This window comes from Bacillus sp. FSL L8-0358 (assembly GCF_038593095.1).
GTDB lineage: Bacteria > Bacillota > Bacilli > Bacillales > Bacillaceae > Bacillus > Bacillus subtilis.
Genome location: NZ_CP151962.1, coordinates 1,552,644 through 1,564,884 on the forward strand (window position 1 = coordinate 1,552,644; position 12,241 = coordinate 1,564,884).

The window sequence follows — 12,241 nt, forward strand, 5'->3', positions numbered from 1 at the left end:
GGTCACATATGTTGAATGCGCTTACAGAAAAGCGGACGCGCGGATCTATGCTTTGGGATTATTTGACGACGGTGGACCATAAAAAAATCGCGATTCTTTATTTAGTGGCAGGGGGATTCTTCTTTCTTGTCGGGGGAATTGAAGCGATGTTTATCAGAATTCAGCTTGCAAAGCCGGAAAATGCGTTTCTCAGTGCTCAAGCGTACAATGAAGTAATGACTATGCACGGAACGACGATGATCTTTCTGGCTGCGATGCCGCTCTTATTTGCCTTGATGAATGCGGTTGTGCCTTTGCAGATCGGGGCTCGGGACGTTTCGTTTCCATTTTTAAACGCGCTTGGTTTTTGGCTCTTCTTTTTCGGGGGCATTTTCTTAAATCTAAGCTGGTTTTTGGGCGGAGCGCCAGATGCGGGCTGGACGTCATATGCCTCACTTTCGCTTCATTCTAAAGGGCACGGCATAGACTTTTTCGTCCTCGGACTCCAAATATCGGGGCTCGGGACGCTGATAGCCGGGATTAACTTTTTGGCCACGATTATCAACATGAGGGCTCCGGGCATGACGTATATGAGGCTGCCTTTGTTTACATGGACGACATTTGTGGCCTCGGCATTGATTTTGTTCGCGTTTCCGCCGCTTACGGTTGGATTGGCTCTCATGATGCTGGATCGACTGTTCGGAACCAATTTCTTTAACCCGGAGCTTGGCGGAAATACGGTCATTTGGGAACATTTATTTTGGATCTTCGGCCACCCGGAGGTTTATATCCTAATTTTGCCTGCATTCGGTATTTTTTCTGAGGTCATCCCTGTGTTCGCCAGAAAGCGTTTGTTTGGCTATTCTTCAATGGTTTTTGCAATCGTGCTCATCGGCTTTCTGGGCTTTATGGTTTGGGTGCACCACATGTTCACGACTGGTCTCGGCCCGATTGCAAATGCGATTTTTGCGGTTGCAACAATGGCTATCGCGATTCCGACCGGGATTAAGATTTTTAACTGGCTGTTGACGATTTGGGGAGGAAATGTGAAGTATACAACCGCTATGCTGTATGCTGTTTCATTTATCCCATCCTTTGTGCTCGGCGGTGTGACGGGAGTCATGCTGGCAGCAGCAGCTGCTGATTATCAGTTCCATGATACGTATTTTGTGGTTGCGCACTTCCACTACGTCATTATTGGCGGTGTTGTATTCGGCCTTTTAGCCGGTGTTCATTTCTGGTGGCCGAAAATGTTCGGTAAAATTCTGCATGAAACGATGGGGAAAATTTCATTTGTATTGTTTTTTATCGGCTTTCACCTCACGTTTTTCATTCAGCATTTTGTCGGCTTAATGGGGATGCCGCGTCGGGTTTATACGTTTTTGCCAGGACAGGGTCTGGAAACCGGCAACTTGATCAGTACAATCGGGGCGTTTTTTATGGCGGCAGCTGTTATTCTTCTGCTGGTCAATGTCATATGGACATCGGTAAAAGGTGAATATGTAGGTGCTGATCCATGGCATGACGGACGTACGCTGGAATGGACCGTTTCTTCACCGCCGCCGCAGTATAACTTTAAACAGCTTCCTTTTGTCAGAGGACTTGATCCGCTTTGGATCGAGAAGCAGGCAGGGCACAAATCAATGACGCCGGCGGAACCGGTTGATGATATTCATATGCCAAACGGCTCAATCCTGCCGCTCATCATTTCTTTCGGTCTTTTTGTCGCAGCGTTCGGGCTGCTGTACAGAAGTGATTACGCTTGGGGTCTGCCGGTGATCTTTATCGGGCTCGGCATCACATTTATTACGATGCTGCTTCGTTCAGTAATTGATGATCACGGTTATCATATTCATAAAGAGGAACTGCCGAACGATGATAAAGGGGTGAAGGCATAATGCAAGTTCAAGAAAAATTCACCGCAGAAACCTTTCCAGCTTCTCCTGAAAAAGTAACCCTGGAAGGGAAAAATAAATTTTTAGGCTTTTGGCTTTTTCTTGGCGGAGAGACTGTTCTGTTTGCGTCTCTCTTCGCCACGTTTCTTGCGCTTCGGAATTCAAATGCCGGTGATCCGCCTACGACGGAAATGTTCGATGTGACACTTGTATTCATTGCCACAATGCTTCTATTAACGAGCAGTTTAACGAGTGTGTACGCGATGTACCACATGAAGAACTTTTCCTTCGGCAAGATGCAGCTTTGGCTGGGAATTACGATTTTATTGGGGGCGGGCTTTTTAGGACTGGAAATCTATGAGTTCAAGCATTACACCCATGAATTTGGCTTTACCATCACAAGCTCTGCCCTTGGTTCTGCGTTTTACACGCTTGTCGGTACACACGGCGCCCACGTGGCATTTGGGCTTATGTGGATCAGCACGCTTATGATCCGCAATGCCAAGAGAGGGCTGAATCTGTATACGGCGCCTAAGTTTTACGTTGCCAGCCTTTATTGGCACTTTATTGATGTCGTGTGGGTCTTCATCTTTACCGTTGTATATTTAATGGGGATGGTGGGATAAACATGGTCGATAAAAAAAGCAGAGGGCATATCAATAGCGACCTTGAATTTAAGAAAAAAAAGCATGCCCGAGAGATGAAATATCAAGTCCTGTCTTTTGGTTTAATGATCGGTCTTACGATTGTTGCATTTCTGACTGTGGCCACGGACGGTGTCGGCAGCTGGTTTACGATTCCTTTCATTATTTTGCTAGCTGCAATTCAAGTCATCTTTCAGCTGTATTATTTCATGCATATGAATCAGAAAGGGCATGAGGCGCCGGCACTGTTTTTGTATTCAGGGGTGTTTGTCGCGTTTATCACTGTGCTTGCGTTTGTGACAATTATATGGTGGTAATTTGAAACAGCCGCCGGAGGTGAAGAAATGAATCAGTTGGAGATATTCGGGTTTCGCGCGATGTGGAGCCCTTATCTTTTTTGTATCCTGTTAGGCATTACGGCGCTTTATCTCTATTTTTACAGGCGAATGTCTTCAAAGCCAAATCGAATAACTGGTAAAGAGATGGTATGCTTTCTGTCGGCGATGCTGTTTTTATATGCAGCCGAGGGAAGCCCGGTTGATCTGCTCGGACATATTATGTTCAGCGCACATATGGTGCAGATGGCCGTCCTGTATTTGGTTGTCCCGCCGCTGTTAATCGCGGGAATTCCTGCATGGCTCTGGGAAAAAATCATTTTCAGGCCTTCAATCAAACCGGTTTTTTCCTTTTTTACAACGCCTTTAATTGCTTTGCTTTTGTTTAACGGCATTTTTTCTTTATATCATGTACCGCTTATATTTGATACTGTCAAAACGGATCCGTTTTACCATACATTAATCACTTGGCTTATCTTTGTGCTTGCGTTCTTCATGTGGTGGCCGCTTGTTCATAAGGTTGAGCGTCTACGGCAGCTCAGCGGCTTGATGAAGCTGGGTTATATTATGGCGGACGGTATGCTGCTCACACCTGCTTGCGCCTTGATCATGTTCAGCGGTGCACCGTTATACGCCACCTATACAGATCCGGCTTTATGGGCTGAGGCAATGAGGCTTTGTGTGCCAGCGGATATGATGGGGCAGGTCCCATTAACAGGGCCAGAGATGTTGAATACACTGCCTTTGTTAGAGGATCAGCAGCTCGGAGCAGTCATGATGAAAATCATTCAGGAAATTGTGTACGGTACTTTTTTGGCCATTATTTTTTTCCAATGGGTGAAGAAAGAAAGGGAAAAGGACGGGCAGGAGGAGCCGCCGTATATTCAGCAGACGATATCATAAAAGGTACAGCGAAATATGCTGTACCTTTTCGTTACATTTGAACTGTTTTTAACATGTTGGCTATGTCCTGAATCAGTGCCTTGCTTTTTGTCACAACCTGTACGGGAAACTCTTCCGTTTCTCCATATTCTACTCCATGAGGGTAGTAATGCTTTCCTAGGAGAGGGGACATTAATTGAATCACGGCGCGCCCGCTTCCGACATCGCCTTCTGCCGCAATGCCTTGTATCCGCAGGTAAAACGTACCCTCAATCGTCGAAAACTTCTTGTCATAGGTGACTCTCTCGTAATCCCATTGACCCGCTCTGATAAGACCTTTGCTTTCCATTAAGTCGTCTAGCCAGCTGAGCTCAGCCTTAACCCCTTCAAGTCCGCTTTCAGTAAACTTCAACACTGACCCCTCCTTATAAAAATTACCTTTCCTGACAATCATAGTATGAAAGCGTTAAACTTTCAATGAATCTTCTTCTTTTGAAAGTATGCAAAAATTAAATTTTGACGACAATAGCACTAGACTAAAGGAGGTTAAACGGATGACAAAAATAAAAGATCTGATGACAGCCGACTTGCAATATTGCACGGTATTAGATAATGTATATGAAGCTGCTGTAAAGATGAAGGACGCAAATGTAGGAGCGATTCCGGTAGTTGATGAGGACGGGGAAACATTGGTCGGCATCGTAACCGACCGCGATCTCGTATTAAGAGGAATCGCCATCAAAAAACCGAACTCGCAAAAAATCACTGACGCGATGACCGAAAAACCTGTCAGTGTGGAGGAAGATGCTTCAGTCGATGAGGTTCTTCATTTGATGGCATCGCATCAGCTCAGAAGGATACCAGTTACAAAAAATAAAAAACTGACTGGAATTGTCACGCTTGGTGATCTTTCTTTATCTGAGCAAACGAATGAACGTGCCGGCAGCGCCTTATCGGATATTTCCGAGGGTGATAATAGAGAAGAAGGCTTTTTTCATTAACACATAAATCTTTGACATGTTAAATAGGCTGTATTGTAATGGGATGTAAACAAGAGATTGTGAATCGCCACGGGGGTGATAGATTGAAAAATATATTGAGAGCAATGGTTATCCTTTTGATCATCTGCGGAACCTATGTTCTGTTTATTCAATATGGATCTGTTCCTGAAAAGAAATCAAATGACAGCGAGCCTCAGGTGTCGAATGAGGAAGCGCAAAGCGGCAAACGAATACATATGCCGACTTCAGGGTTATTGTCCTTCATGGGCAAGCCCGCCGATGAAGTAACGAAAAAGCTTGGGGAACCTGAACGTATTGACCCTTCGGCTTATGATTACGATTGGTGGGTATACAATCAAGGTAAGGATCAATATATCCAAATCGGGGTATTAAACAATAAAGTGGTCACATTATTCGCGGCGGGTAATGATATTAACGCCAAGCCTTTCAAAATTGGAGAATCAACTGGCGAAGTATTCAAGACCACCCAGGTGGCACCATTTGTGAATGTAGAGTATAAAGGAAATTCCTATCGGTTTGAATTTTCTGAAGAAGATATCAATACAAGACCGACTGTAAAGGTAGGAAAGATGTATGTCCAGCTGTATATGGACAAATTTGAGGGGAAGCTATCCAGCATCAGGGCGTTTGATGCGCAAACCTTTGTAAAGCAAAGACCTTATGAGGTAGTGTACCGCGGGGAATTAATTAAACCGAAAGTCGTTTCAGATGAGAAATGGAAAAAGATCCAAACAACGAGCGAAAAGCAAATCCTTGATTTGACGAATGTCATACGCGTTAAACATGGACTTGCGAAGCTTGAGTGGGATCAGCCAACGGCGGAAGTGGCATTTGGACATAGTGAGGATATGAAGGAAAATAATTATTTCTCCCATGTCTCTAAAAAATACGGCTCGCTGAAAGACCGCTTAGAAGAAGGGCATGTTGACTTTCAGCAAGCGGGAGAAAATATCGCATACAATTATGTGGACGGTCCGGCTGCTGTAGAAGGCTGGCTGAATAGCGAAGGCCATCGAAAAGCGCTTCTGAATTCAGATTATACGCATCTTGGTGTCGGAGTAGACCGGAAATATTACACCCAAAATTTTATTAAGCGATGGTAATGAAAGCCGCGGACGAATGGTTCCCGGCTTTTTCTATTTCCATACAAGCTGGTCTGAATGAATGTGCTGATAGCTTACAGATAAGGCCGTTTCCCATCCCTTCAATCAGGCTTTTTCACCAGTGTATAGGGATATCGCTAAAAATTCATTTGGGAATGAATATAGGCGAACACAATGCCCGACAAAACGATACATTGTAGTAGGTAACGATTTTCGGAGGGGGTGAGGATTGTGGCGAATCAACATGCCAATCATTCAATCAATGACTTTAAACAATTCGTCAAGAAGCATCCCAAGCTGATAAAAGAAGTGCGCAAAGAACAAAGAAGCTGGCAGGACGTATATGAAAATTGGGTCCTCTTCGGGGAGAGCGACCCGATTTGGGATCCTTATCGGGAACCGGAAGAAGCTTCTGAAGCTGTGCCTGAAACACCGCAAAAAAATGATTTTGTCTCGAAAATGGTGACAGCGGTGAAAAAGATGGATGTCAATCAAATGAACGAACAAATCAATAAAATGAGCCAGTCGATCTCATCGTTGCAAAGCCTTCTTAATACATTTTCCGGAAGCGGACAGAAGCATTCTCAGCCAGGCTCTGGACAGCATCCTTTTTCTTTTCGAAAGGATTAAAAAAGGGGAGCTCATATGCGCAAAGAGGTTCAGGAATATATTTTAGCAAACGAAGAACGGAAACGATTCATCAGAGAACAGCCGATATGGTACCGCAGGCTTTCAAGAAAACCGGATGATCTGTCCTCCTTTCAGCTTGAAATGATGAATTTTTATGAAAAAACCATTCCGCATCGGGTGAATCAGTTTACGAACGGGATTCAAATGGCGCAAATGATGATGCAAATGTTTCAAGCGATGCGGACAAAAGATTAAAAGGCCCCGAAAAAGGGTCTTTTTTCATGCGGACATAAGGTTTTGTATACGGCTGCGGTTAAGCATTTTCCAATTGGCTGGTTTCATGGTAAACTAACAACTGGAGGTGCATGTTATGTATGCGACGATGGAATCCGTGCGGCTTCAAAGTGAAGCTCAGCAGCTTGCCGAGATGATTCTGCAGTCGGAGACGGCTGAGAACTACCGCAATTGTTACAAGCGTCTCCAGGAAGATGAAGAGGCAGGTCGGATTATTCGTTCTTTTATCAAAATAAAAGAGCAGTATGAGGATGTACAGCGTTTTGGCAAATATCATCCTGACTATAGAGAAATATCCCGGAAAATGAGGGAGATCAAACGTGAGCTGGACCTGAACGATAAGGTGGCTGACTTCAAGAGAGCTGAAAATGAGCTCCAGTCTATTCTTGATGAGGTCAGCGTTGAGATTGGGACAGCTGTTTCGGAGCATGTGAAAGTTCCGACTGGGAACCCTTATTTTGACGGTTTGTCTTCATGCGGAGGCGGCTGCGGTTCAGGTGGAAGCTGCGGATGTAAAGTGTCCTGACGAGACTGGCCGTCTCGTCTTTTACATATAAGAGAAAACAGGCAGGTGATTGTATTGGAGAATAGGCGCCAGGGCATGGTTGTGTATCTGCACTCCCTAAAGCAGAGCAAAATGCTGAGGAAGTTCGGGAATGTGCACTATGTATCAAAACGATTAAAATATGTCGTACTGTACTGTGATATGGACCAAATTGAAAAAACAATGGACAAGATTGCGTCTTACTCATTTGTGAAAAAAGTGGAGCCTTCTTATAAACCGTTTTTAAAATTGGAATTCGAGTCAAAGCTTGATAAGGCAAAAGAATACGATTATAAAATCGGCATATAGCTATAAAAAAATCCCCGCAGGCATCTGCGGGGTCCTTCTATTCCTTAATATGTTAAGGAGAAGGCAAAGGGAGAGGAGAAACCGGAGGAAGAACTTATGGGGAAACGTAAGTCTTCTCCGCGGTTGGCAACAACATCCTCTAGATGCTGTTGCTTATAGTATGGACAAGGATCATGCCGCCTATACACCTGTTTATCAAGATTAGCGTTCATTGTTTGGAAGAATGCTTTATGTTAAGATAGGATTGATTTTTTTCTATGTACATAGCGGCGTCCGGCCGAATAAAGAAACAAAATAGCTTTTAGAAAAAGTGGTGTGGAACATGAGAGTAATTTCTGGATCAAAAAAAGGCCGTTCACTAAAGGCTGTACCCGGAACATCAACAAGACCGACAACCGACAAAGTGAAGGAATCCATTTTCAATATGATCGGCCCTTATTTTGACGGGGGCAGGGGACTTGACTTATTCGCAGGGAGCGGAGGTCTTGGAATCGAAGCGCTTTCACGCGGGTTTGAGCATTGTATATTCGTTGACCGTGATTTTAAAGCGATTCAAACGGTAAAATCTAATTTGAAAACGCTGGAGCTTACAAAACATGCACAGGTATACCGCAATGATGCGGAACGTGCTTTGCACGCTGCTGCTAAAAGAGAAACCGGCTTTCGCGGAATTTTTCTCGATCCGCCGTATAAGGAACAAAAGCTGAACGCGCTTTTAACGATGATTGACGAATATCAAATGCTGGAAGAAGACGGCTTTATCGTCGCTGAGCATGACAGAGAGGTCGAGCTTCCCGAAACCGTAGGAGATCTTGTGATGACAAGAAAAGAAACCTATGGGTTAACAGGTGTGGCGATTTATAAAAAGAGGGGGTAGTGAGGTGGCGAGTATAGCTGTCTGTCCCGGCAGTTTTGATCCGGTGACCTACGGGCATTTGGACATCATCAAACGCGGGGCGCATATTTTTGAACAAGTGTATGTATGTGTGCTGAATAATTCTTCAAAAAAGCCTTTGTTCAGTGTGGAAGAACGGTGTGAGCTTCTGAGAGAAGTGACAAAAGACATTCCGAACATAACAGTTGAAACATCGCAAGGCCTGTTAATTGATTATGCAAAAAGAAAAAATGCGAAAGCGATTTTAAGAGGCTTGAGAGCTGTATCCGATTTTGAATACGAGATGCAGGGGACATCAGTAAACCGTGTGCTTGATGAATCTATTGAGACGTTTTTTATGATGACAAACAATCAATATTCGTTTCTAAGTTCAAGCATCGTAAAAGAAGTGGCGAGATACAACGGCTCGGTATCAGAGTTTGTACCGCCGGAAGTAGAGCTGGCGCTTCAGCAAAAATTCAGACAAGGATGAGGGTTTTGACTCATCCTTTTTTTGTTCCGTTTGTCAGTCTGTAAGAAAAAATGATAATGTACGTAAACAGCGCGCATAGTGTGACAGCAGGTCCGATCTGCACAAGCAGATTCCAGCCGTTTATGAAGGCAGTTGGCATGTCACTGCTGTTAAGAGATTTAAATACATACTGATACGGATCATGCCATGCCGTGTAAAGAGGTTTCCATAAAAGCATGACGAAGACAGCGGCATAAACGCCCTGCAGCAAACGTGCGATAAAGAATGGTTTAAATCTAATGTCGGTTTCCGATAAAATACCTGCCACCTGAGCTTGTACGGAAAAGCCGCTAAACCCGAGAATAAAGCTGACGATAATGGCTTTTTGCAGAAGAGAAACATCTGTCTCGCTGACAAGCTTGCTGCCTAATGTAATTTCAAACATCCCTGATAAAAGCGGAATGTCCAATTGAGTCGGAAGCTGAAACAAAGTCAGTGCTCCTTTTGTGAAAACAGACAAAACATCAGTCAGCTGGACCACTGACAACAGCCGATTGAAGACAGAAAATAAAATAATAAAGCCGCCTACCATAAGAAGCGTTTGAACAGAAGACGTAACGGCGTCGCCTAAAATTTTACCCAAGGGCCGTTTTTCTGCAAGTCTGGCGGTATGAAGAGCGTGTAAAGCATCTTTGACTGAAGGGAAAGGTATCGTTTTCTTTCTTCTGAGTTGCTGCTCTTCCTTGCGGCCATAGGAACGCATTGTTAAACCGACGGCAAGATTCCCCAAATAGTGTGCAGAAGCTAATAAAATGCCTAGTGACGCGTTTTGAAAGAAACCGACGGCAACAGCGCCGAAAATAAAGAGCGGGTTTGAAGAATTGGTAAACGACGCGAGCCGTTCTGCCTCTACTCTTGAAATCTGATTTTCCTGCCGCAGACGGGCAGTGAGTTTTGCGCCCGCTGGGTTTCCTGATGCCATTCCCATAGCAAGAACGAAGCCGCCGACACCCGGCACGCGAAAGATCGGCCGCATAAAAGGCTCAAGCAAAACACCGACAAACCGCACAATGCCAAAGCCGATTAAGAGTTCGGACAGAATGAAAAATGGCAGCAATGACGGAAACACAACCTCCCACCACATAGACAGCCCGGTTTTAGAGGCTTCGAATGAGGCCTGTGGATGTGAGATGACAGTCGCTGTTAAAAAAAGAAAAAACGAGGCAATCAAAAGTGTATTAATCTTCGACAAGTTCATTCTTACCTCCCCGATGCTAAAAATGCCCAATGACATGTATATCATGATAAAATAATGTATGATGTAAAACGGCCAAGCAGTACCTGTCCTCTTGATTCTTTGTACTAATATACGAGCATAGGGGTTCAGTTTAGACCATAGAATTCGGTATACAGGGAATTCAGGCAGGAGGTTAACGCTTTGGCCAAACCTAAAATCGGGTTAGCGTTAGGATCGGGAGGGGCCAGAGGGCTTGCTCATCTCGGTGTGCTTTCCAGTTTACATAAGCACCAAATTGAAGTGGATATGATTGCAGGAAGCAGCATGGGCGCTTTGGTGGGCAGTTTTTATGCCGCCGGACATGACGTGGCAACGATGAAAAAAGTAGCCAAAGCCTTTAAACGAAGGCTTTATGCTGATTATACGGTGCCGAAGCTCGGTTTTTTAAAAGGTGACCGCGTCAGACAGCTTGTGCATGCTTATACATTCGGAAAACCGATTGAAGAGCTCCAAATCCCGCTGGGCATTGTTGCGTGTGATTTACAGACGGGAGAAAAGGTTGTGTTCCGAAAAGGATCAGTGTCAGATGCAGTGAGGGCCAGCATCAGCATACCGGGTATCTTTATTCCGCAGCGGCTGGACGGACGCCTTCTTGTAGACGGCGCGGTCGTCGATCGAATTCCGGTTTCTGTTGTGAAAGACATGGGCGCTGATATTATCATCGCTTCGGATGTTTCCAGGGTTCGAAAAACTGAAACAGCAGTGCATATTTTTGATGTGATTATGCAAAGTATGGATATACTGCAAAATGAATTAGTGCGGCATCAAACAATTGCCGCAGATATCATGATTCGCCCTTCCCTTGAAACATACAGCTCAAGCTCGTTTGCCAATATTGAAGAAATGATATCGGCAGGCGAAGAGGCGACAAACCGAATGGTCAGCAAGATAAGAAAAGAAATAGAGAATTGGGAGGGCTCATAATTTGCTACGTAAAAAACATTTTAGCTGGATGCTCGTCATCCTCATACTGATCGCCGTTTTATCATTTATAAAACTTCCATACTATATTACAAAACCGGGAGAAGCGACAGAGCTTGCTTCATTGATAAAAGTGGAGGGAGGCTACCCGGAAAAAGGAAGCCTGTCCTTAATGACTGTTAAAGTGGGACCGGCTAATCCGTTTACATATGTGTGGGCAAAGATGCACCCTTATTATGAAATTGTTCCTGATGAGAGCATTAAGGAGGAAGGCGAGTCAGATAAGGAGTATATGAAAAGACAGCTCCAAATGATGAAAAGCTCGCAAGAAAATGCGGTTATAGCCGCCTATCAAAAGGCAGGAAAAAAAGTCAGCTATTCCTTTAACGGCATATACGCAAGCTCTGTTGTAGAAAACATGCCGGCAAAAGGGAAAATAGAAGTCGGTGATAAAATCATCAGCGCAGACGGCAAAAACTATCAGTCTGCTGAAAAGCTGATTGATTATATCAGCAGCAAAAAAGCGGGAGATAAAGTCACGTTAAAGATCGAAAGAGAAGAAAAAGAAAAGCGTGTCACCCTTACGTTAAAACAATTTCCTGATGAGCCGGATCGGGCAGGAATCGGAGTTTCGCTTTATACAGACAGAAACGTGAAGGTAGAGCCTGATATTGATTTTGAAATCGAAAATATTGGCGGCCCGTCAGCAGGGTTAATGATGTCCCTTGAAATCTATAATCAGCTGACAAAACCAGACGAAACAAAAGGCTACGATATTGCGGGAACAGGTACGATTGATGTTGACGGAAAAGTAGGCCCGATCGGCGGCATTGATCAAAAAGTCGTCGCCGCAGACAAAGCCGGAAAAGACATTTTCTTCGCGCCAAATCAAAACGGCGCCAGCAATTCCGATTATAAGAACGCAGTAAAAACAGCAAAAGATATTGATTCAGATATGAAGATTGTTCCTGTTGATACCATGCAGGATGCGATTGATTATTTGAATAAGCTGAAAGCGAAAAGCACCTGATTCTCAGGTG

16 protein-coding genes are annotated in these 12,241 nt (G+C 44.3%); 14 read left to right on the forward strand and 2 right to left on the reverse strand.

Annotated features, from left to right (window positions below; all coding sequences use genetic code 11):
- The first annotated feature begins 8 nt into the window (after window positions 1-8).
- The 4 genes from ctaD to ctaG are packed head-to-tail and all read left to right on the forward strand — an operon-like array spanning window position 9 to window position 3,756.
- On the forward strand, window positions 9-1,877 hold the full coding sequence (ctaD, locus tag NYE49_RS08125) for a cytochrome c oxidase subunit I (protein ID WP_342410988.1): 1,869 nt from the start codon (window positions 9-11) through the stop codon (window positions 1,875-1,877).
- Window positions 1,877-2,500, forward strand: a complete 624-nt coding sequence (gene ctaE / locus NYE49_RS08130) for a cytochrome c oxidase subunit III (protein ID WP_003232244.1) — start codon at window positions 1,877-1,879, stop codon at window positions 2,498-2,500. The genes ctaD and ctaE overlap by 1 nt, the downstream gene beginning before the upstream one ends.
- Window positions 2,501-2,502: 2 nt before the next feature.
- On the forward strand, window positions 2,503-2,835 hold the full coding sequence (gene ctaF, locus NYE49_RS08135; RefSeq protein WP_003232242.1) for a cytochrome c oxidase subunit IVB: 333 nt from the start codon (window positions 2,503-2,505) through the stop codon (window positions 2,833-2,835).
- A gap of 27 nt (window positions 2,836-2,862) precedes the next feature.
- Window positions 2,863-3,756 carry a cytochrome c oxidase assembly factor CtaG gene (gene ctaG, locus NYE49_RS08140; RefSeq protein WP_033883825.1) on the forward strand — a complete coding sequence of 298 codons (894 nt, stop codon included), beginning with the start codon at window positions 2,863-2,865 and terminating at the stop codon, window positions 3,754-3,756.
- Between the two features lie 31 nt (window positions 3,757-3,787).
- Here the strand turns inward: ctaG and NYE49_RS08145 are convergent, their stop codons facing one another.
- Window positions 3,788-4,150, reverse strand: a complete 363-nt coding sequence (locus NYE49_RS08145) for a YugN family protein (RefSeq protein ID WP_003232238.1) — start codon at window positions 4,148-4,150, stop codon at window positions 3,788-3,790.
- A 139-nt stretch (window positions 4,151-4,289) separates the two neighbouring features.
- Here NYE49_RS08145 and NYE49_RS08150 point away from each other — a divergent pair, with 139 nt between their 5' ends.
- From NYE49_RS08150 to coaD, 8 genes are all read left to right on the forward strand, one after another.
- Entirely contained in the window at window positions 4,290-4,736 is a 447-nt protein-coding gene (locus tag NYE49_RS08150; protein ID WP_003221362.1) for a CBS domain-containing protein, read from the forward strand.
- An 83-nt stretch (window positions 4,737-4,819) separates the two neighbouring features.
- On the forward strand, window positions 4,820-5,860 hold the full coding sequence (locus NYE49_RS08155; protein WP_047182571.1) for a CAP domain-containing protein: 1,041 nt from the start codon (window positions 4,820-4,822) through the stop codon (window positions 5,858-5,860).
- A gap of 231 nt (window positions 5,861-6,091) precedes the next feature.
- Window positions 6,092-6,490, forward strand: a complete 399-nt coding sequence (locus NYE49_RS08160) for a YlbD family protein (RefSeq protein ID WP_003232233.1) — start codon at window positions 6,092-6,094, stop codon at window positions 6,488-6,490.
- A gap of 15 nt (window positions 6,491-6,505) precedes the next feature.
- On the forward strand, window positions 6,506-6,745 hold the full coding sequence (locus NYE49_RS08165) for a YlbE-like family protein (RefSeq protein WP_003232231.1): 240 nt from the start codon (window positions 6,506-6,508) through the stop codon (window positions 6,743-6,745).
- Window positions 6,746-6,860: 115 nt separating this feature from the next.
- The gene (ricF, locus tag NYE49_RS08170) at window positions 6,861-7,310 is read left to right on the forward strand and encodes a regulatory iron-sulfur-containing complex subunit RicF (protein ID WP_003221370.1); all 450 of its coding nucleotides are present in this window, start codon (window positions 6,861-6,863) and stop codon (window positions 7,308-7,310) included.
- Between the two features lie 54 nt (window positions 7,311-7,364).
- Window positions 7,365-7,637 carry a YlbG family protein gene (locus NYE49_RS08175; protein ID WP_009967171.1) on the forward strand — a complete coding sequence of 91 codons (273 nt, stop codon included), beginning with the start codon at window positions 7,365-7,367 and terminating at the stop codon, window positions 7,635-7,637.
- Window positions 7,638-7,959: 322 nt separating this feature from the next.
- A complete protein-coding gene (gene rsmD, locus NYE49_RS08180) occupies window positions 7,960-8,514 on the forward strand; it encodes a 16S rRNA (guanine(966)-N(2))-methyltransferase RsmD (RefSeq protein WP_047182572.1) in 555 nt (184 codons plus the stop codon).
- A gap of 4 nt (window positions 8,515-8,518) precedes the next feature.
- Window positions 8,519-9,004 carry a pantetheine-phosphate adenylyltransferase gene (gene coaD / locus NYE49_RS08185; protein WP_003245283.1) on the forward strand — a complete coding sequence of 162 codons (486 nt, stop codon included), beginning with the start codon at window positions 8,519-8,521 and terminating at the stop codon, window positions 9,002-9,004.
- A gap of 10 nt (window positions 9,005-9,014) precedes the next feature.
- Here coaD and spoVV read toward each other — a convergent pair whose 3' ends face one another.
- Window positions 9,015-10,241 (reverse strand): dipicolinic acid transporter SpoVV, encoded by a 1,227-nt coding sequence (gene spoVV / locus NYE49_RS08190; RefSeq protein ID WP_014479716.1) that lies wholly within the window; start codon window positions 10,239-10,241, stop codon window positions 9,015-9,017.
- 180 nt (window positions 10,242-10,421) lie between these two features.
- Here spoVV and NYE49_RS08195 point away from each other — a divergent pair, with 180 nt between their 5' ends.
- Together NYE49_RS08195 and ddcP are read left to right on the forward strand one after the other, a co-directional pair.
- Window positions 10,422-11,204: a patatin family protein gene (locus NYE49_RS08195; RefSeq protein ID WP_047182573.1), complete on the forward strand. Its 783-nt coding sequence runs from the start codon at window positions 10,422-10,424 to the stop codon at window positions 11,202-11,204.
- Window position 11,205: 1 nt separating this feature from the next.
- Window positions 11,206-12,231 carry a protease DdcP gene (gene ddcP / locus NYE49_RS08200; RefSeq protein ID WP_014476730.1) on the forward strand — a complete coding sequence of 342 codons (1,026 nt, stop codon included), beginning with the start codon at window positions 11,206-11,208 and terminating at the stop codon, window positions 12,229-12,231.
- Window positions 12,232-12,241: the final 10 nt, after the last annotated feature.

Coding starts and splice junctions, on each gene's coding strand:
- ctaE (WP_003232244.1), top strand. CDS start 1,877: ATGCAAGTTCAAGAAAAATTCACCGCAGAAACCTTTCCAGCTTCTCCT.
- NYE49_RS08150 (WP_003221362.1), top strand. CDS start 4,290: ATGACAAAAATAAAAGATCTGATGACAGCCGACTTGCAATATTGCACG.
- ctaF (WP_003232242.1), top strand. CDS start 2,503: ATGGTCGATAAAAAAAGCAGAGGGCATATCAATAGCGACCTTGAATTT.
- NYE49_RS08165 (WP_003232231.1), top strand. CDS start 6,506: ATGCGCAAAGAGGTTCAGGAATATATTTTAGCAAACGAAGAACGGAAA.
- ctaG (WP_033883825.1), top strand. CDS start 2,863: ATGAATCAGTTGGAGATATTCGGGTTTCGCGCGATGTGGAGCCCTTAT.
- rsmD (WP_047182572.1), top strand. CDS start 7,960: ATGAGAGTAATTTCTGGATCAAAAAAAGGCCGTTCACTAAAGGCTGTA.
- spoVV (WP_014479716.1), bottom strand. CDS start 10,241: ATGAACTTGTCGAAGATTAATACACTTTTGATTGCCTCGTTTTTTCTT.
- ricF (WP_003221370.1), top strand. CDS start 6,861: ATGTATGCGACGATGGAATCCGTGCGGCTTCAAAGTGAAGCTCAGCAG.
- ctaD (WP_342410988.1), top strand. CDS start 9: ATGTTGAATGCGCTTACAGAAAAGCGGACGCGCGGATCTATGCTTTGG.